Origin of the sequence: Streptococcus sp. HMSC078H12, assembly GCF_001814615.1 — a bacterium.
Lineage (GTDB): Bacteria > Bacillota > Bacilli > Lactobacillales > Streptococcaceae > Streptococcus > Streptococcus salivarius_F.
In genome coordinates this window covers 6,880-28,094 of record NZ_KV817340.1, presented here as the reverse complement: position 1 = coordinate 28,094, position 21,215 = coordinate 6,880, and the positions used below count along the sequence as shown (strand labels likewise).

Here is a 21,215-nt window from a genome sequence, read left to right as displayed (position 1 = left end):
CCTTACTCCTTCCTTCCAAAATCATTTTCTAAAATCATACGGTAAAAATTGACAAACCAAGTTGTCGCCGTAGCTGAATCATCATTGTGTCGACCTGACGTTCCCTTACTGAGAATCTTAGCCCCTGAGTAATAGAGGGACTTGGTAATATCCTCATAGGCCGTCGGATCCATATCCTCGTCTTTCATGTAAGAAAGACCAAAGGTCGTGTTTGAAAAATCTGCTTTTTCAAACTTATTCCAGAACTTCTGATTAAGGGCCTCAACACCCTCATTATCCAAGCGTCCTGTCTGCAAATGCAAGACATCAATTCCTGTCGGGAAAACCTCTGGTGCCAAAAGTCTAGCACGATTACCGATAGTTCCAACATTGGCTAGGGGTTTAGACATGATGATGGCATGAGGTTCAAAGTCCGCACCATAGTACATAGATGGGAAGGTTCCCATGGACATTCCAGAGAGAATGAGTTGACTATTGTCAAAACCTAGGTAGTCCAAGTAATGTTGGATGGTGTCCTTGATACTATTTTCAAGCTCCTCAGTTCCCATGTAGAAGGCTCCACCCTGGAGGCGAGGATCTGAAAAGAGCAAGAAGGGAGTTCCCATAGCCTTCATCATTCCGAAACCTTCGAAACCTTCGGCAGGACGGAAACCTGAGAAGTAAACAGACAAAGGTGGCTTGAAATCACCAGGATAAAAGAAATAGTTGATCTCCTGACGCTTGCTGTCGTGGAGAATACCACCACCAAGTACAAATTTACCGAATTGGAAACGGGTCAAACGTTGGTGGAGCCCACCGATAGTAATCTGACCTTTGCCCTTCATTTCAAGACTAGCTGACAAAAGGAAGGTCCTGTCCTCATCAAGAACAATGGCTCCTTTGCGCATTTCTTCTTCTGAAACGATATAGGTCTTAAAAATACCTGCGACCGAACCCTCTGGCAAAAGATTGAGAATCAAACGACACTCGCAAGTCTCCTCTTTTTCAAATTCCAACCAAAGCTCGATAGGATTTTCCTTGCTGGCTCTGACATTATAGGTCCAGTCCAAGACAGGACTAAATTCTTGGCCGTAGTCACCGTTTAAAATGACATTTTCATAACCATGATAGGTCACTTCACCACTGAAATTTGGGTTAACTTGGGTAGTGAATGGAAACATCTTATCCCCGTATTGCCCTGAAAAGAGCGCTTTAGAAAGGGTAAAGAGCAACTGACCATGATTTGAAAAATCCGTTGGGACAGCGCAAATTTCCTTCAGAAACTGAAGGAGGCTCTCATCTGGCACTTCAATCGTTTGATCAAAGAAAATAGTGTGAGGAATCAAATGCTCTTTAATAGCCATCAATTCCTCAAGACCGGCAAGACTGTCCACTATAACAGCTGTGAAAGTCTTTATTTCGTCTTCTTCGATGGTTTCTTGTAAGGTCTCAAGCTGACCAAGATTGCAATAATACCATTTCATATTTTCAGGAATTTCCTGATTTTCTGACCAGTTGGATGATCCAACTTGTAGTATCTTCAGACGATTATCCTTGGTCATTCTGCTCCTCCTTCAACCAATTTTCCCATTTTTGCACCAAACGGTCTCCTGTATTTTCCTTAATTTTCTCAATAGAGTAGATAAGGGAACGGTTCCAGTTGTTCAACTGTCCCAAATAGTAGTAAGCCCCTTTTTCAAAATCGGACAAGTGCTTCAAGATATAACCATTCTCTTGATGAGTCACATACTCAGACGCCACACGGTTAATCTGTGGAATACCAGCACTAATTCCGGCAATCTGTGTATAACGATTAGGCTCCTTACTCAAGTCGACAATCAGGCGTGTAAATTGAAGTGACTTGATTAGAGCAGTCTCGTCACGCAGGTCTTGGAAAGAAAATCGGCTTATGATTTCCTTATTTTCCTCCAATTTATTTTCTGCACCACTACTTTCCACAACTTCTTCAAAGACTTCTGGACTCAAACGTTCTTCAATCATTTTCTCCACTTGATGTTGCAGGCTACCAAGTTGCTCTGGATTGGCATTAAATGCTCCAAACTCAACCTGTGTCTTTGGATACTTAGCCACGAAAGCCAGGACCTGATAAATAGCCTCTAAATCCAACTGATCGAAGTCAACCTGATAAAAGATTTTAGACTCTTTGACACGTTGACTGGTTCCCAAAGCCAAACGGGTATCGAAGGAAGCCATGTGTTTGAGCTTCTTAGCCTCTTTTGGATAGGCAACCTGAAGTTGCTCCAAGTAATCGTAACGATCCGCAATCATCAAGTCCACCTGTGGAAGAAAGGCCGCATAAGCATCAACCTTATCTTCCTGATTACGTTCTGCGAACCAGGTCAAAATCTTTATATTTTCTGCTGGCAAGTGTTCAAAGAGGTGTTTATTGTGACGCAAGTCTGACGCAATAACAAAACGATCTTCTGCCTTGACCTCTTCAGCTAAGAATTTATTCAAAAATTCCCAGATAACTTCTGAAAGGTCACCGTAATAACTCTTTTCAAAACGGCCATCTGTACGAGGGTTGGCTACAATTCCACGTCCATCAAAGAAATGACAAAGCTGCCAGACTCCCTTGGCGTTGAGGTAGTTTCGGTAGATGGGTTGTCCCTCTTCATAATAAAGGCTACTCGAAATAAAGCCCCGGTCATCGTAGACATCTTCACGAATGATCTGCTCATCCTTAAAGTAGCGAATCATTCCAATAAATCCCTCTGATCCAAATTCAACCTCGGCATAACGCTGGTGTTGGCATTGAACCACAATTGCAAATGGTGTGTGGACAAATGTAGACCCTTCTGGCCATTCCAAATCTGTCACCTGAAGGTTTCGCATCTCTTCATCAGTAATACCTTGAATCAAATCAAAAATAGCTGTATAGCCAACTTCCAAGACATCATGACGATGCAAGAAATAACGCAAATGTGGTTGGTAGGCCAAAAGCAAAAGCTGAGGGGCTAAGTCCTCATCCTGAAAGATACGAACTTGGTGTAAGCTGTCATCAAATTCAATTTTTTGGCGGATACGGTACCAAGGATCAATGACCGTCTTCCAAAATTCATCCGTCTGTCCATACCAAGCTGGAATAAAATAATACATGAGTTCTCCTTCATTGTCTTTTCATCACAATACTTGAGATTGAGGGGCAGACCGATCACTCATCACCAGCCTGCCTCTCAACCCCACGAGGGGTGAGATATTATACATTTTCAAAAAGTGGGGTGTAGGAAGTGTTAAGCTTCAAAGCCTTCATTTCCTCGTTAACGTTGTAAATCATACCGCTAAAAATCAAGAAAGTACCAGGAATCATACTAAGTTGTAAGTAATCCGGATTAACCAAGATAATCAGCATTGGAGCACCTGCCATAAAGAGCATGTAAAGGGCACCAATGAAACCAAGTCTAAGGACCAAATGGTTGATATAGGCACTGGTTTCTTGACCTGGGTAAACACCGTAGATATACTCACCTGACTTACGCATACGTTCTGAAATCTGCTCACCAGAGACATTAACAAAGGCAAAGGCTAAACCTAGAACGAAGAGCATAAGTAGATAAATAACTAACCAAAGAGGTCGACCGACCGTCAAGGCCTTGATAGCCCCACTAGTCCACTTATTATCAGGATGTATAAACTGAATCAGCATAAAGACATACTGTGGAATGCTGACTAGTGACATGGCATACATGAAAGGCATCCCTCCGGCTGGGTTCAACATAATATCCAAGTAAGAATATTGTTTGAAGCGGTTATGAATGTTGATTTTATTGATTGGAATACGATATCTAGCCCTCTGCACTACCCCAGCAATGTAGAGGAAGACCAAACTGAACAAAAACAGAGGAAGCAAGACATCCCAACCAATACCTAGCTTTTCAACGCTATCCATGATTTGATATGGCATATTGGCCATCATACTCGCCATCAAGATAACAATGGATCCCCCAATCCCAAAGAGGGAGTTAAGGTCCGATAACCAAATCAAGAAAAAGGTTCCTGCAATCAACAAGATGGTATTCATGAAAATGGCGAGACCGGCATTAACCCCAGAAACGATAGGCAGGTTCAAGGACACTGCCAGAGATTGGACCAGGGCAATTGCTAGGGCCAAGTACATTCGTCTACGGTCCTGAATCTCGACGGGAAGGTTTTTTAAGCCCATTTTCTTAGAGAAAGAAAACATCTGCCAGAGAATCATTGCTGACATCCAGGGTGACAAGCCTACTGAAAAAAGTGACATAGACCTAAGGTTTCCGCCCATCATGGCACTAGAGAAAGCCAAGGAACCCATGGCTCCCCCAAAGATATTTGCATTTTTCAAATCCACAAACGGTAAAACCAAGCGATTTCCTAAACAATAAATGAAGAGGAAAAAGACGGTCCATAACACACGTTTGGTGATTATCGATTGACTAATTTTTTTCACTGTTACTCCTATTTCCTGCCCTGTAGACAGGCTGATGTTATTTCGATTGAAACGAGACAGAGACGCCATTTCAGCCTACTTATCCAAACAAAGGATTACAGGCTCTTCTTACGCATTTGGCGAATGGTCTCAGCCATCTCTTTCCAACGATCTCTTGAGTAGGTTTGTTGGTTATGCTTGGTTGACTTGAGGTCCTCAAACCCTAAAATTGGTTTATTTTCAAACCTAAAGGCATCAAGAATCTCCACTACCTTTCTTCCTGGATTGATATCCAAAAGCAAGTCGCTAGTCCGCACCAATTCCAAATCTAGCCCATTTAGACCCGCAATGGCTGAGTAAACCGTCACATTTGGATAGGTAATCAATTGAGCCAGTTTATCAGTCACATGCTGGCGAGAGGCTATTTTAAACTGTACCTTAGGAAGAGCCGAGATAAGATCCGTCAAATGCGGTATTTCCGAAATGTTGGTGTAGACCAAACAAGTGAATGGACGGCCCTTAGGATAAATCATGTCCTCTGAAAGTGGCGACAAAGCAGCATTTTCAGCGACTCCTGACCAATCCATTTGAGCATAGAACCACCAGACCTCACGATAGGCTTGGCAGGCTAAAGGCAACCAAGGCTTCCGGTGTGAGGCATAATGCAGAACCTTAGGATAGTCTTGACCATTTGGCAAATGGAAGCCAGCTAGACTAGACTTGGTGACCGCATAGTTGTTATCAAAAGACAAAGGCAACCAGTTGTTGCGGAAGACCATGTTTAGAATGGACTGCTCGGCAAATGGGACCTTGTCATGCCATTCACTGGTCATGTCGATCAAATGACGTCTCATGTTGTACTGCTTCCAATAAGCTGTATCAATCACCATGAAACCTGCATCAAACATTGCCTGACGGTCTTGAACCTGAATAGCATAATCACGCACAGCAGCCAAAGGACGACCCTTCAAATCAAGGGTAAAGAGGTCCTCTAGAGAACCTGTAACCACCATGTCACTATCCAAATAGAGGGCTCGTTCCTCAGACACAAAGTCCGCCACAAAATAGCGAAGATAGCTAGCATAATTACTATTGGTCTTGTATTGCTTGAGCTGACTACTATCCACACGACAGTTAATTACTTCACTACCAAAGGCAGCCAGATGACGGTTAAGCCCTCTAAACCACTCTTGAGAAAAATCATCGTTAATCAAGTAAAAACGAATGTTGCGATGATGGAAAACGATGGATTTGATGGTCGTAAGCACTTGGTCAACATAGGCATAGTTGGCTGCTAGAACAATGGCACGCTTCTTAGTCTCATAACGTTGAGGGGCCAAACTCAAGACCTGGAATTTTTCCTGAATGGAGCGGTAGGCATCAGAATCTGTGAGACCTTGCTCCTCTACATTTTTCAAACAAGCCTCTAGCATCTGACGGTAGGTAACCATGTATTTTTCCAGAGGGAAACCATGGCTAGCAACAATAGCCAAGCGCTCCTCCATGGCATAAACCAAGGTCATCATCCAGTCTTGCATCCAAGTCGCTGATGGCATCACTGGACTCTCACGGTAAACATAAAGTCCCTTATTGAGGTATACCGTACGCTCACTCATGAGATAGGCTTTAAGGTTGAAAAAGCCATCCTCCCCTGCATGCTCTTTTGGGAAAAGCAAGTCATTAAACAAAGAACGTTTGTAGAGCTTGCCTGTCGCAGAAATCAGGGCGATGTTAATGTTATTGGTTTCTTCAAAGAGCCCATCAATAATCTGAGCGGGTGAATACACCTGCTCGTAATAATCTTCATCCTTGATGTAAAAATAAAAGCGATCTTCCGATTCCTTATAAACACTGTAATTGGTCACTGCCATATCTGCCTTGTGAGCCTGAAGTGCCTGATAGAGCTCCTCCAGATAAGTCGGCTCTACCCAATCCTCAGCATCCACATAGGTGACGTAAGCTCCCTTAGCCTGACGAATACCAATATGGCGAGCATCTGAAAGCCCTCCATTATCCTTTTTAAAATAGAGGATCCGAGAATCCCTAGCGGCATAACTACGACAAATGGCGTCGCTATTATCTATTGAGCCATAATTGATGAGGATGATTTCAAGATTTTGATAGGTCTGCCCCAGGACGCTGTCTAGACAGGTCTGGAGTTGATTTTCTACATTGTAAACGGGAATAATTACGGAAATTTTTTCTGTCATTTTTTATTTCTTATTTTTCTAGCTAATACATTTTTTTATTTTCCTGTCTCAAACTTTCATAAGATAGCAAGGAACAGTCTAAGAATCTGACAAGCATTTTACGGTCACAAGATATAAAGATTGTAAACACATTCTATACACTTTTTCCTTGATTTTATCGAGACTTAACCATATTAAATTATAACATAGTATCACTTAATTTTCTAATAGATTAACTTTTTTATGAGGGATTTTTTTCAAATAAATTTCCTTTTATTTTCAGAAAAACTGATAGTTAGGAAGATTGAAATAAGTGGATAGAAAAAGAGATAGCTCCGATGAGAAACTATCTCTTAGAATAATTAAAACGTTTTGACGAGAGTTCTTAAATCCTTGACTTCTCTTACCCTTTATCCACAATTTTAATACGGCTACTACCATCGTGTGACTTAATGATAGCTAGTTGCTGAGCGATGCCTTCTTTCATGTCGTCCACGTGACTGATGACACCGACCATACGGTTTTCACCTATTTGTTCCAGAACAGCGATGGCTTTGGTCAGGGCTTCCTTATCCAGTGAGCCAAACCCTTCGTCGATGAAGAGAGCTTCAACAACAGCACCCTTGCTGGTATTTTGCACCACCTCTGAAAGGGATAGGGCAATAGCCAGTGCGGCGATAAAGGTTTCACCACCAGACAAGGATTTAACAGAACGCTCGCTACCAGTCAGTTGGTCATAGACGTTGATGTCCAAACCAAAGTGATCACGCGCCCTACGCCCTTCTTCACTCAGAACAAAGGAATAGCGGTTATCCGTTAAGAGACCGATGTAGTTAGCATTGGCATAGTCCAAGATTTGTTGGAAATACTGACGGATAACATAGACTTCAAGATTGAGACGACCAGTCAGAGCAGTATTTTCTCCCTTGACTACCTTAACCAAATCACTGAGTTCTTGGTGAGCTTTAAAAGCCTCTTGATTACTGTCTTGAAGGGTTTTGGCGGCTTGGTAGGTAGCCGTCGCATCCTTAAGTCCCTTCTCCATGACAGACACCTGAGCCAGTTGCTTATCATAGCTTTCCTGACTGGTTTGAACCTCTTGTGTTAAAGCGGCCAAATCTGGTTTTTCATGATTTTGGAGAAGCTCTTTGCCCTTACTAATCTGGGTCTGCAATTCTTGTTTAAGGGTTTGGTAACTTGTCAATTGAGCCTGAAGCTTAGGAATAGCTTGCTTGTTCACTTCAAGCAGCCAAAGCTGGATTTGTTCTAGGTCATTGGTGAGCGCCCCTTCAGCCTTAAGACTTTGATTTAATTCAGCCGATAGACGCTTCGTTTCTTGGCTGGTCTTTTCTTTAGACTTGGTCAAGCTCTCAAGTTGCCCCTTGATGCCTTGAATGTCGGCATGAAGTTGGTTGTAGGCTTCACTATTTTCCTTAATCTGCTTATTGTAGAGGTCCAACTCCTGCTTTGCAAGGGAAATCCGTTCTTGATAAATCTCTACAGACTCCAGTTCCGGATGAGCTTCCTGCAAATCTTTTAAGCGCTCTTTAGCTTGATCAAGAGTTGCCTTGGCCTCTTGATAGCTCTTAGCCAAATCTGTCGCTTTTTCTTGGGCCTTAGCTAACTCCTCTTGACAATGGACACGATCTGCCTCTTCCTTATTATAGCGTTTTTGGAGTTCTTGATAATGCTTCTCAACAGCACTCAACAAGGCATGTCCACGGACAGCCTCATAGTCCTCTGAAAAATCAAAATCAAACTGTCCCTTAACTTGTTCTTCCAGTTCTTGATAGTGTTTTTCAAGAGTTAACTTAACTTTAGCCACTTGGTCAAGCAGATCTTGGCGCTTAGTCTCAACTTCACTCAATCTAGCCTGACGGTTTGACAAGGTAGCGACTTGCTTTTCTTTTTGAGCTTGAAGCACCTCCACCTGATCCATGAGATCCTTCAAGGCCGCTTCATCAGCCTGTGTCCCATCGACCTTAGGATGATCCAAGGAACCACAGACCATACAGGGCTGTCCATCCTCCAATTCTGCCTGCAACTGGGCAATCATGAGTTGACGACGTGAAGCCAAAGTCGTTTTCAACTTCTCTTCCAATCCTTTGAGAATTTCTTGAGCTTGGTCACTATCCAAAGATAAGGTTTGATGACGTTTTTCCGTCTTTGCCAACTCCTGATTCAAGTCCTCTATTTCTTTTAGGTCCTGAGCCAGTTGCTTATCCACACTGTAGCTCACAGACTGGAGGAGTTTTTCAGCCTCATGTAAACTCTCTAAACTAAGACGATTAGCCTCCAAATCTGACAAGGACTGGGAAAGGAGCTCAATCTCTTTCGAAGCCTGCTGATAGGTTTCTTCTAACATCTTGTAGTTAGCACTCGACTGTTTGATTTTCTCCTGCTCTTGGGCAAGACTCTGGGCATAGATAATAGCCTCTTTCCACGCACCCAGTTTCCCTTCTTTTTGAAGAAAATCCTCAGATTGAGTTGCAAGCGTCTCTTTTTGAGCCTTGACTTCCTCAAAAGCCTGCTCCTTAGCCTTTAATTTCTCCTGAGCAATCTCAAGGTCCTGTTCTAATTGCAACAACTGCTTCTGATACTGCTTCAAGTTACTAATGGTTTCCTGCAACCCTTGGGCGAACTGCAATTCCTCCAGATGCGCTTTCGCCTCTGCTTGTCCCTGAGCCCCTTCCTCAATTTCTAGACGGTAACGCTCCTTGGCTTGCTCCAATTCTTGGAAAATCTTTGCCACATCTTGAGCACTTTGCAAGCTCTTTTGTAGCTTAGACAAGTCCTCATGGGCATCCTTCAAGATGCTTTTTTGCTCTTCAAGATTTTCTTGACGTTGCGCCAAATGCTCTTCAAGACGTGTCAATTTTTCAGAAGCTGGGGTTTGGGCTAAGACAGCTAATTCTTCCTCAGACCAAACCTGACTGGCAAAATGGCCATCTAACTGAGCCTGGCGCTTCTCCATATCCTTGTTGCTCTGACGAAGACGCTCTTCCAAGCTCTTTTGAAAACGGTCAAAGATACCCGTTCCAAAGATTTTCTTCAAAATTTGAGTCTTGGTCTTGGAATCTTCTTTCAAGAAACGACTGAAATCATTTTGCGGAAGGAGGATAATCTGTTTGAACTGCTCGGCATTGAGACCTAAAATCTGCTCAATCTGGTCACTCACTTCCTTGATTTTATCCCCAAGCTTTTCAATTTCTTGACCACCAATCTTATCCACAATAACCAGTGAAGCCGTCGCCTTTTGCATGGTCGTGCCCCCACCTCGCTTGGCTCTCTCCTGCTGGAGCACTCGCTCAATGCGATAAAGATGCTTACCCTGTTGGAAGTAGAAAGTCACCTTAGTCAGATCGTCCTCTGGACCAGCGAAGGTTGACCGCATCTCCTCAACATTGCGATCGCCACTGGTTGTGGCAAACAAGGCAACCGTCATGGCATCAAAGAGTGTACTCTTACCAGCCCCCGTGTCCCCACCAATCAAAAAGAGGGGAGCGTGGTCAAACTGGGTGAAATTGATGACTTCCTTACGATAAGGTCCAAAATTGGTCAATTCTAACTGAACTGGTCTCATTGTCGGCTCCTTCCAATCTCCTCAAAAATACTTTCCACAAGGGCAGTTTGTCTCTCCGACAAGACTTCGCCCCCAGTCACTGTCTGGTAAAAATCAGAGACAATTTCCTGAGGCGACTGCATTTCCAAATCTTTTAAGTGCTGATCAACGGTCAGACTTTCTTCCCTGACATCACCCAAACGACTGAAAGTGATTTCTACAATGTCTGTCCCATAAATTTCTTCCAGACGGGCACGCACATTGATACCCTCTAATTCCTTACGGCTGGACAGTTGAATATCAAAGGCAAACCAAGCCTTTTGACAAGGCTGTTCCTTATAAAATTCAGGTGACATCAAGGTTTCAAACGGTTCCTGAAGGGTCACAATTGGCCGTCTGACCTCTAAAGGATGGAAGGTCTGGGACAAGTCACCAGACGCATCCAATTCAAGAATATAGACACCCTTCTCTTCCTTACGTTTGGCTTCTTTGACATTAAAGGCGACTGGACTACCTGAATATTGCACGCGCTGGGTCGGACTAGCAAAGCGCGTATGGATATGCCCCAAGGCCACATAATCGAAAGCCTTGAAAAGATCACTGGTCACATTGGTAAGCCCACCCACCGTATTGCTGGTTTCAGACAACATCAATTCTCGAAGACTTTGACCATCTTGGTCATCTTTCTTAGAAACCGCAAAATGCGTCACCAAAATATGTGCCTTGTCTGGATCAAAGGCTTTTTCCATATCCTGGAGAATGTAGGCCAAGGCATCACCAATCCCCTGAATCTCTTTATCCCCATCATCCTTATAATAAATCCGAGCATCAATAGGATCGATAAAGGGAAGAAGAAAAATCTGGCAATCCTCCAACTCAATCGGCTCAAAGGCCTCCTCCAAACGTGTGCTTAAATGAAGACCCTGAGGTTGAAAAAAGTCTCGACCAAAATGCAAGCGTTCAGCCCCATCGTGATTACCACTAATGGCGTAGACAGGAATCTGCTCCTCCAAGACCAAACGTGCCAAAGTCTTATTAAAAAGCTTAATGGCATCCACAGGCGGAACCGCACGGTCATAGAGATCCCCAGCAATGATAACCCCATCCACCTGTTCACGAATTGCCAAATCCACAATCTGTTGAAAAGCCCACTCCTGCTCCTCCAGCAAAGACCAGCCATTGAGGGTTCGCCCCACATGCCAATCTGATGTATGTAAAAACTTCATGACAGTCTCCTCATTCGTTTTGTCTTACTCTATTGTACCTTATCAAACTGAATACTGCTTAAAAGATTCACAAACATTCGGAGCTTTCTTGCATTTCATCTAAAAGTACTAAAAAATCTCTCCCGAGCAAATGACACTCGAGAGAGATTTTATTTTTGGAATTTATGAGAGATAAGGTGTGGAAATCTTAGTCTTGGTTTTTACGACGATTCATAGCTGCAAGTCCTGACATAAGTCCCATAACAACAACACCCATTGCTGCGAGGTTGTTATCTGACTCACCTGTCACTGGCAATTGTTCATCGCCTTCTTTAGCTTTATCAGAACCATCTGTCTTCTTACCATCTTTGTTTCCAGATTTCTTCTTATCTGAACCTTTACCATCTGATGCGCCGTCGGCTGCTGAACCAGATCCAGAACCTTTAGAACCCTTAGATCCGTTTGAAGTTGCTTTGACAGCCTTAGATGTTGAGCTTCCAGATTGACCACCGTTACCGTTTGATGGTGTTGAGCCATCTTCGACTTTACGGTAGATGTAAGTTACGACTGTTTGACCCTCTGTCATCTTGTCTGTAGATTTACCTTCTTGACGGATCAATTCATATTTCACACCGTTACGGTAGATGTAACGGTCACCATGAACATTAACTTCTGAACCAACAGAGTTAGTGATCACAAGTGGCATCTTGATTTGGTTACCATACTCGTCACGGTAGATAACAACGATAGTACCAACTTCTTTGTTAACTGCCGGTTTAGCAGGTTCTGCATTAACCACCTTGTAAACAACCTTTGTATCTTCACCAGGGTTGCTTGGTGTCACACCAGTCTTATCAGCCTTGTAACCTTTCACTTCAGGAACAAGTGTCATAGCAGCCTTAGTTGGATCGTTAGGATCATTTGTGTAAGTAACTGCTTCAACACCTGGGATTGGATTCCCTTTTTCGTCAACGGCAATAATCTTACCAAATTTAGTGTAAGTTACAGTCTCAACCTTGCTGTCCATAGTGACATCTTGAGAAGCCACACGGCCTTTATCGGCGAAGTAACCGTTAACCATTGGTGTAATCACGAGATCAAACTTAGTCTTATCTGCCTTCCATTCACCAGTTGTAAGAATATCACCTGTTACAGAATCAAGCGTCAATGAACGTTTCCATTGTGCTTTCTGAACACTATCTGCTGGCAATTTAGCATCGCTATCTTTGCTTGCATAGTGAACAGTATATGTCACATCTTTAAGGTAAGCATCCTTAGCTGGCCATTTTGGACCGTTTGGTTGGTTAGGATAGATTGGTGTTCCTGGTTCGTGAGCATTGTCTGGATTAAAGTCAAGTGCTACACGTTTGAAGCTTACTGTCCAAGCTTGGTCAACTGTGCTATCCAAGTCAAAGCTTGCACCAGCTGGGTAACCATCTGTTACAAGGACATAGCCAAGGCCTTGATAGTGTTTGATACGTTCAGCTGTTGAATAGTTAACCGCTTCACCAGACTTACCAGCCAAGGCAACTGTTTCAAGGGTTGAACCACTTGTTTCATCACGGTAAACAACACTTGCTTTTTGATCGTTCTTAATGTAAACAACCTTAGTATCGCTAGACAAGTCACCTGGTGTTGCAGGTACTACCTTCGCAGTGTAACCTAGGATAGTTGGCAAGTTCTTATCAACTGCAATCATCTTAGTTGGATCGTTAGGATCATTGATGTAGGCAGTATCTGACACACCTGCAATTGGGTTCCCATTTTCATCGACAATGACAAATTTACCAAAGGCCTTATAAGTCACGGTGTCAGTTGCTTCTGGAGCATCTGGTGTTACTGTCTTACCACCTGCTACCGCTTTATCTGCAAAGTAACCATTAACAACAGGAACCTTAACTGTACCGTAAGTGTGGCTAGTTTCATTCCAAGTCACCTTACCAGTCGCTTGGTTATCCTTACCTGCAAAGGTATAGTCAGATTTCACATCTGCAGCTGGAGTTTTATCGCCAGCCCCTTGGAAGGTAACAGTTTGTTTAGTCGCCTTAGTAACATCGTTAACGATTGCTACGTAAACGACACGAGTATCTTCACCTGGATTTGATGGTGATGCAGGGATAACTTTAACAGTGTAGCCAGGAATGCTTGGAAGCGTCTTGTCGATGGCAATCATCTTAGTCGCATCATTAGGATCGTTCGTGTAGGCAGTTGTTGATACACCTGGAATTGGATTTCCATTTTCATCCACAGCGATAAATTTACCAAAGGCTTTGTATGTCACTGTGTCTGTTGCATTTGGTGCATCCGGAGTAACTGTCTTACCACCTGCTACAGCTTTATCGGCGTAGTAACCAATAACAACTGGAGTCTTAACTGTTCCATAAGTGTGAGTCGTTTCAGTCCAAGTTGTTGTATTAGTTGTAGGATCTTCTTTACCGTTGAAGCTAAAGTCATTTTGAGTGTTGGCAGCTGGTGTCTTCGTATCAGCACCAGTGTATGTCACTGTTTGACTTGTTGCTTTAGTAACATCTTTAGTGTCTTTTTCCACGATAATGTGGTAACGGTAACCTGGAGCTAGGTATTGACCACCACCATTGGCATCAATCGAAGCATCCAAACCTTGCGAACCGTTGGCAAATTGAACAAGGTCAACGACACGGCTTTGGTTACGGTCCCAAGCACGTTCTGAACGGATAGTTGCAATACCGTTGTTATAGTCGTATTGACGTTCTGACTTCAAGACATCTACGTAAGCATTAGCTTTAGATTTGTCAGCAGATGCATACTTGATGCGGTATCCTGCTGGTACTGGTGGAAGTTCTGTTACACCAGCATCGTAGATTTTATTGTAAGTCTTACCGTTTGCTGTGATTGTTTCAGTTGAGTTATTGATACGGTATGTTGAAGATCCAGGAATCTTGTTTCCTGCTTCATCGACATAGTCAATAATACCAAGGTTAGCGTGGTTAACAACAACCATGTAGTTACCGTTTGTAACGTAGTCATAAGGTCTCATTACTCCACGGTTATCACGACCGACTTTGAGGTGGTTGATGTAATCAATATTAACAAAGTATTGTTGACGCTCTGGCAAATAGGCAAGTTTGTAGCCAAGGTTTGTCAAGTCAGGGTTTGTTGAGCCTGCTCCAGCATTTGTCAAAACAGCAACCGCATCAGCTGTACGAAGGCTACGGTTTGATACCGCAAGTCCCATAGCATTGATGAGGTTTTCAGAGTTAAGGCTTGCTTCAGCAGCATTCAATTCACTGCTTGTCACAGCTAACTCGCTAGTCGCTACTTTAAGGACGCTATTTACAGCGTTAGTTGTAGACTCTGCACTGGCAGTTTCTGCTGCAGTCGCAACTGAAGTAGCCGCACTTGTTTGTGCTGATACTTGACCAGCAACAGGAGTTTCTGCTACAGCTGTTGAGCTAAGAGCTTGAGCACTTGTAGCTACAGATGAAGCAGTCGCTGTTGCAGACTCAGAGCTCGCTTGCGATGCAGCCTGAGAAGCTACTTCTGAACTAGCTGCTGTTTGACTAGTTGTTGAAGCTGCTTGGCTTTGAGCTGCTGATTGTGGTTGTTCACTAGCCAAGGCCACAGTAGAGACTGAACTTGGTGCGTTTTCTGTTGTTGCTGGAGCTACTGATGTTGTTGGCGTTGATTGCTCCACGACGACATCTGGCTCAGCAGTTGTTTCCATACCTGCGGTAGTTGGTGCTACCGTTTCATCAGCTTGGGCACCCTGTGCATTTGAGAAGATTGAAACTCCCAAAAGTACAGAGGCTACACCAAAGCTGTATTTTCTTAATGAAAAACGTTGGCGTTTATTAAACATATCTCTCATAATAATAAATTTCCTCAATATCCAAATTACTTTATATACAATTTCCATTTTATACTATAATTATTAAATTGTCAAATATATACTAATAATTGTGTAAAAGTTTAACTTTTATTAGAAAACATTAATTTAAAACTTTTATCTAAGTCCTTTGAAACTTCAAAACGTTCGTGCTTTTATTTAGCACAATTCCCTATTTTGTCAGTTTTATAATTTTTAAAATACTTTTATATCAAACCATCTTTTATTAAAAATCTTCGTTACTCTAACCGTATTTTTTAGTTTTGGTGATATTTATTAAAATACAAAATTCTCTCCCTTCAAAAAGAAAATGTTTTAATAGCTCACCCCACACCTCTCCCAATCCCTTGCCAATACTGACCTAGAGGCTCCTACTTCCCATATTCTCAACAGATTCAAAAATCCCTTTGGCATTTACCAAAAGGGATTCTTTCACCTATTATTTGAAAATAGAACTTGTGAAACTGTCTGTCTCTTGAAGAAGTTTCTTATAGACAGCTTCTTTGAGTTTTGTCGTATGGCTTGTTGACACAGATTTATTGCCATTATTATCTGTTTTAAGACTTGCAGCGTCTTTGGCTACTGCCGCTTTAAACAAGGCTAACAAATCATCGTAAGAGCTTACTGATGTACCGTCAACAGTAACTGTCGTCAAACCATGAGACGCTTTTTCTTTCACTTCTTTGAAGTAGGCCTTCTTGAAGTCTTCTAGGGAGTTGAACTGACCATCAGAAATCTTGTTAATGATAAAGTCATCACCAAGGGTGTTCTTACCAGCCGCTTTTGCTTCTTGTTTGTACTTGTTGGTCGCATAACCTAAGAAGCCTTTTTCATAGCCGTAGTAACCCCAGAGTCTAAAGGTATTGTGTTTGAAGGACATGGCACCTGGAGAGCCCTCACTGGTATTACCACCATAAATGGCAGACATCATTGGCACATTGACATAGGCAGAAGAGAAGTCCTCAGGTTTATAAACACCATTTCCAGGGCCACGATTGGTCATGAAGTTATTATCCACAAGGTCATCAATAGAGGTCAAGCTAATAGCCTTTTCGCTATCACTTAGAGCACGCACCTTGTCGTATTGGTTTTTACTATTGCCTCGTAGCTGTTTGTCTACCTTCTTGAACCATGCGTTATTGAGCTCTTGCTTGCCTTGACTGAGAACTGCTTCTCCTTCCAATGAATCAAGAAGCATAAGGGTATCGTTGTAGCCCTTCATGTAACGGTCAATGGCTTCACGCGAGTTCAACTTGTTCGGATTGGTGTTGTACCACTGGTTACCATCGTTTTCTCTTTCAAAGGCCATGTTGAGTCCTAGAGCACCGTATTCACCCTGGTGACCCTGAGTCGCTGGTGATTGCAACATTCCTTGGGCATAAGCTTCAACGTCTGTTCCTTCACGACGACCAAAACCTCCAAAGTAGGCAATACGGTCATTGATATGAGTTGTTTCATGGGTAAAAGCTGAAGCACCGTACTCGCTAATCATGTTAGACATGACATAAGTAACCTTGGCACGATTATCGTATGGGTTGTCGTAGATGGCAGCATAGGCACCTGCCATGGCTCCGTTATCACCGTAGTACTCACCAACTGGTCCATAGATTTCACGGATTGGCGCATAGACTTCCGTACTGTTCTTGAATTGGCCGTAGCGCTCTGGCCAACCTGGCCAACCATGACCCCAGACATAGAAACCTTCCCAGATTGGATTGACAATGTCTTTGAACAATTTGTTTTTGACATTATCTGCAGCCAATCTTTGCCAGAAATCAAGATAGTTGATTTGACGTTGGGCCGCTAGATCAATCTCTGGTTTCAACTTCTCTAGGGTTGTGTTGTACTTGTTAGCTGTTCCATAAGACATAGTATCATAGGTAGAAATCAAGAACATCTCTGTCTTATCAAGGTTCAACAAAGGCAAAATCATCTTGCGGTGGAGACCACGACTAAGGTTGTCATAAACACGATACTTATGCTCACCAACACCTTCATTTTGAGACGCCTTCTCTACAACGTAGACCTTATCCTTAGCAGCATCGATGAACCAATCATTCATATTGTCGATAGTCGTAAAGAGTTTTCGGTTGTAGTTGAGGAAGTCGGTGAGATCACTAGAAAGGGTACTTTTGGCGAGAACTTCACCGAAAGCATCGTAGGTTCTTGAACCACTGATATTATTTTCCTTAGAGCCAATCTCAATCAAACGGTCAAGGACATCCACATTTTTACCATAGAAATCTGGTTTGAAGAGCATGATTTCTTTGATGTTAACATCATCAAACTTCACACCGTAATAACGATTCAAGTAGGTCAACCCTAGCAAGAGGGCTGCTTTATTTTTCTCGACCTTGTCAAGAATCATTTGTTGAGCAGCTGGTGATTGGTTAAGCTGGTGATCTTCATTTTGAACCAGCTTAGTTACTAGGTTAGTCAAATTAGCCTTAACAGCGTCAAAGCTTTCTTCCAAGAAGAGGTTCTTGATAGCATTGACCTTATTTGGACCAGTACGGCCAAGTTTTTGGTAAATCGGATCAGACTGCAACTCAATCGGTTTAAGGATATCAACAATCCCATTGATAAGGCTCGAGTGATCTTTTTGAACGATATTTGGAGTGTACTTGATACCCAAATCAGAAACAGTATATTCCTTAACGTTGCTCAAGCCTTCTGAACTCTCTGAAAGCTTGAAGTAGTCTTTGCTACCATCAGCGTAGTGAACAATAATCTTATTAGAAGCACTTAGGTCAGTGACAAAATTACTGTCATTCATTGGAGTTACTGAAAGCACTTCTTTAGTGTTTAAGTTGTGATCTTTAGCCAGTTTGTTTGCTTGGTAGACGATGTAATCCTTGTTATAGAATGGCTGGAATTTCTCAATATTCTTGTAAGCCTGCTTGTATTCTGGATTATAGTCTTGAATATTGGCAAAATCTGCTTGACTAGAAGCGTTATTAAGGGTATTCAACGCGTATGGCTCGCTGACAAATGTATCAGCTGTAATCTTGTAACCTTCAACACGCTTGTCGGCTTCTTCCTTGGTCAAATGTTTGAGTTTTTTAGGATTCTTGGTATCTTTACCCGTGCCATCTTCGGCTGAACTATAGCCAACAACACCAAAGAGGTCTTTGATATAAGGACCACCATCTTCATCATTGACATCATTCGAAGCAAAGATTTCTTGGCCTTTGATAACCTTGGCATAGGTCACGTTGTCTTGAACAGCACCGTATGGCCATGTCTTAGCGACAATACCACCGACATTTCGTGTGTTTTTGACATCAAGAACACCCTTGGCTACTGAATTGGTCACCTTGGCCTTAGTTCCTGACTTCCAACTGTTAAGCATGTAAGTAACAAATGGCACTAGCATACTTGCATTGGCATTTTGAGCTGTAATGGTCGCATCGACATAGGCTCTGTTAACGAATCCCATGTAGTTTGAACCAGCAATTCCACCAACTGTCGAGTTATTACCAACAGAGTTGATTTTACCAACAAAGGCGACATTCTCAATCTTGCCATCTTCATCAATCTTATTGACGATACCAGCCACGTCATTGTTACCAGTAACTGAACCAGTCACCTTAACATCTTCAATCAGACCTTTATTTTTAAGGTTAAATCCAACCGTCGCGATTTGATTTTGGCCAGGGCGATTGATATCTACATTTTCAAAGTTGATGTTTTTGATAGTTCCGCCATTGATAACATTAAACAATGGATGCTCTAAGTCATAGATGGCAAAGCGTTTGTCACCATCGCTGAGCAACTTACCAGTAAATTCTGTCGTAATGTATGATTTGCCGTTTGGAACGACGTGACGAGCACTCATGCTTTGACCAAGTCTAAATTCACCTGATGGATTTGCTTGAATGGCATTGACCAAGTCAGCAAAATCATAGTAGACATTGGCTTGGCTAGCCTTAGGTTTCTCAATGTAATAGCTATAGGTTTGGGCAAAATGGTTTTGGGCATCACGTTGAACCAAATTGTCCGCTTCTGCAGTTACCTTATAAACCGCCTTGCCATCCACTGTTGTTTCTTCGATAGCTTTCACTGCCAAGTAAGTCGTCTTTTGATCCGCAGAAGTCAGTTTCAAGTAGTAATTCGTGAGATCCTGAGGCACAGCTGTCAGACGAGTCTCATCCACTTCTGTTTGATTGTCATACTTGATCAAATCTGTACGTGCAAAATCTTTAAGCTCAACCTTCTTGAAATCCAGTTGGAGAGTTTGGTCTGCCAAGACCTGACTCTCCTCACCATTGCCACGATCAAAGGTCATGATTGTTGTGAGAGTATATGGCTTGTAATAGTCTAAGTTTGTTAAATCAGCAGTCAAGGTCGTGCTAGGAATATCAAGCGTTTGAACAACTTGTCCATCCTGCTTGAGGACCGCCTTAATAGTCGTGATAGCTGCTGAACCTGGATTAGTCAAGTTGTAGCTAAGTTTAGCACTGCGACCCAAATCATCCTTGCCAATCTGTGTCAGCGTAAGCACTGGTTTTTCAGATACCTTAGTTCCTTTGCGAACGATACGATCTTGGACAGGCACTAGCACTGTTTCAGTAACAGTTGGTTCTTCAGCAGTCTTGTTTCCCTTATAGGTCTTATAAACCTTGGTGATTTTATTTTGGCCTTTTTGACCTTCTTGGACAACCTGTAAAGTGCCTTTCTCAAGTGTGTCATCTTCTTGGACAATTTCTTTAAACGGAAGCTCTACAATAGATTCTTCGGTCGTTGTGCCATCTAGAGGCTTACTGCCACGACGGATTTTTCTAGGTTGTGGCACCTCAATAACCTTACCTGATACAATAGTTGGCTCACCAACCTTGACACCATCAATGGTTTGGTAAATTTTCTGGATTTCTTGGCTACCTTTTTGACCTTCTTGCTCGACAACCTCTTCATCCACATACTTGCTATCATCAGTGATAACCTCGATAGGATAATCGATGGCTTGCATTTCAGTCTCTGTGACACTGCCAACAACTGGAGTGTGGACTGGATTCTCGGGTTGGACAGCCGCCTCACCTTCGTGACCTGATTCTTGTGTCCCCTTGGCTTCCAGTTTGCCTGTGTACTCTGGATTTGTAGGTTGAACAAGGGCTTCGCCTTCATGACCGGATTCTTGTGTACCCTTAGCTTCCAGTTTGCCAGTATAGTCTGGATTTGCAGGGTGAACAGCTGCTTCGCCTTCATGGCCAACTTCCTGAGTACCATTGGCACTGATTGGACCGGTGTACTCTGGATTGGCGGGTTGAACCACTGCCTCGCCTTCGTGCCCAACTTCCTGAGTACCGTTAGCACTGATCGGTCCTGTGTACTCTGGGTTAGCTGGTTGAACCACTGCTTCACCCTCGTGACCAACTTCTTGGGTACCGTTAGCACTAATCGGTCCTGTGTACTCTGGATTTGCAGGTTGGACCCATGCTTCACCCTCGTGACCAACTTCCTGCGTTCCATTAGCACTTGTAGTATCGCTACTGATTGAACCTGTGTACTCTGGAGCGACAGGTTGAACAGCAGCTTCGCCTTCGTGACCGGTTTCTTGCGTTCCATTGGCACTAATTGGACCGGTGTACTCTGGGTTGGCTGGTTGAACGACAGCCTCGCCTTCATGACCAGCCTCTTGCGTACCATTAGCACTGATTGGGCCGGTATATTCTGGAGCGACGGGTTGAACAGCTGCTTCACCCTCATGGCCAACTTCTTGTGTACCGTTAGCACTGATTGGGCCGGTATATTCTGGAGCCGCTGGTTGAACCCATGCTTCACCCTCATGACCAACTTCCTGGGTACCATTGGCACTTGTAGTATCGCTAATGATTGAACCAGTGTACTCTGGATTGGTGGGTTGAACTAGAGCTTCGCCTTCATGACCAACCTCTTGTGTGCCATTAGCACTGATAACGCCGGTGTACTCCGGATTAGCTGGTTGAACTAGAGCTTCACCTTCATGACCAACTTCTTGTGTACCGTTAGC

Annotated in this window: 8 protein-coding genes; all 8 read right to left on the bottom strand. The window is 43.0% G+C overall.

Annotated features, from left to right (window positions below; all coding sequences use genetic code 11):
- Positions 1 to 2: 2 nt before the first annotated feature.
- Complete coding sequence (gene asp2, locus HMPREF2979_RS07690) at positions 3 to 1,541, bottom strand: accessory Sec system protein Asp2 (RefSeq protein WP_070656009.1); 1,539 nt, start codon at positions 1,539 to 1,541, stop codon at positions 3 to 5.
- On the bottom strand, positions 1,528 to 3,099 hold the full coding sequence (asp1, locus tag HMPREF2979_RS07685) for an accessory Sec system protein Asp1 (protein ID WP_070656008.1): 1,572 nt from the start codon (positions 3,097 to 3,099) through the stop codon (positions 1,528 to 1,530). The genes asp2 and asp1 overlap by 14 nt, the downstream gene beginning before the upstream one ends.
- 100 nt (positions 3,100 to 3,199) lie before the next feature.
- Complete coding sequence (gene secY2, locus HMPREF2979_RS07680; protein WP_070656006.1) at positions 3,200 to 4,426, bottom strand: accessory Sec system protein translocase subunit SecY2; 1,227 nt, start codon at positions 4,424 to 4,426, stop codon at positions 3,200 to 3,202.
- Between the two features lie 95 nt (positions 4,427 to 4,521).
- Positions 4,522 to 6,615: a glycosyltransferase gene (locus tag HMPREF2979_RS07675; protein ID WP_070656004.1), complete on the bottom strand. Its 2,094-nt coding sequence runs from the start codon at positions 6,613 to 6,615 to the stop codon at positions 4,522 to 4,524.
- A 382-nt stretch (positions 6,616 to 6,997) separates the two neighbouring features.
- The gene (locus HMPREF2979_RS07670) at positions 6,998 to 10,177 is read right to left on the bottom strand and encodes an SbcC/MukB-like Walker B domain-containing protein (protein ID WP_070656002.1); all 3,180 of its coding nucleotides are present in this window, start codon (positions 10,175 to 10,177) and stop codon (positions 6,998 to 7,000) included.
- The gene (locus tag HMPREF2979_RS07665) at positions 10,174 to 11,382 is read right to left on the bottom strand and encodes an exonuclease SbcCD subunit D (protein WP_070656000.1); all 1,209 of its coding nucleotides are present in this window, start codon (positions 11,380 to 11,382) and stop codon (positions 10,174 to 10,176) included. Before HMPREF2979_RS07665 ends, HMPREF2979_RS07670 begins: the two co-directional genes overlap by 4 nt.
- 187 nt (positions 11,383 to 11,569) lie before the next feature.
- Positions 11,570 to 15,208 carry a mucin-binding protein gene (locus tag HMPREF2979_RS07660; RefSeq protein WP_070655998.1) on the bottom strand — a complete coding sequence of 1,213 codons (3,639 nt, stop codon included), beginning with the start codon at positions 15,206 to 15,208 and terminating at the stop codon, positions 11,570 to 11,572.
- A 457-nt stretch (positions 15,209 to 15,665) separates the two neighbouring features.
- On the bottom strand, positions 15,666 to 21,215 hold a 5,550-nt coding region (locus HMPREF2979_RS07655; protein WP_261787313.1), incomplete at its 5' end, for a ZmpA/ZmpB/ZmpC family metallo-endopeptidase.

What these genes read in the sequence shown, in the direction of transcription:
- asp2 (WP_070656009.1), bottom strand. Translation starts at nt 1,541, where the DNA reads ATGACCAAGGATAATCGTCTGAAGATACTACAAGTTGGATCATCCAAC.
- asp1 (WP_070656008.1), bottom strand. Translation starts at nt 3,099, where the DNA reads ATGTATTATTTTATTCCAGCTTGGTATGGACAGACGGATGAATTTTGG.
- HMPREF2979_RS07675 (WP_070656004.1), bottom strand. Translation starts at nt 6,615, where the DNA reads ATGACAGAAAAAATTTCCGTAATTATTCCCGTTTACAATGTAGAAAAT.
- HMPREF2979_RS07670 (WP_070656002.1), bottom strand. Translation starts at nt 10,177, where the DNA reads ATGAGACCAGTTCAGTTAGAATTGACCAATTTTGGACCTTATCGTAAG.
- HMPREF2979_RS07665 (WP_070656000.1), bottom strand. Translation starts at nt 11,382, where the DNA reads ATGAAGTTTTTACATACATCAGATTGGCATGTGGGGCGAACCCTCAAT.
- HMPREF2979_RS07660 (WP_070655998.1), bottom strand. Translation starts at nt 15,208, where the DNA reads ATGAGAGATATGTTTAATAAACGCCAACGTTTTTCATTAAGAAAATAC.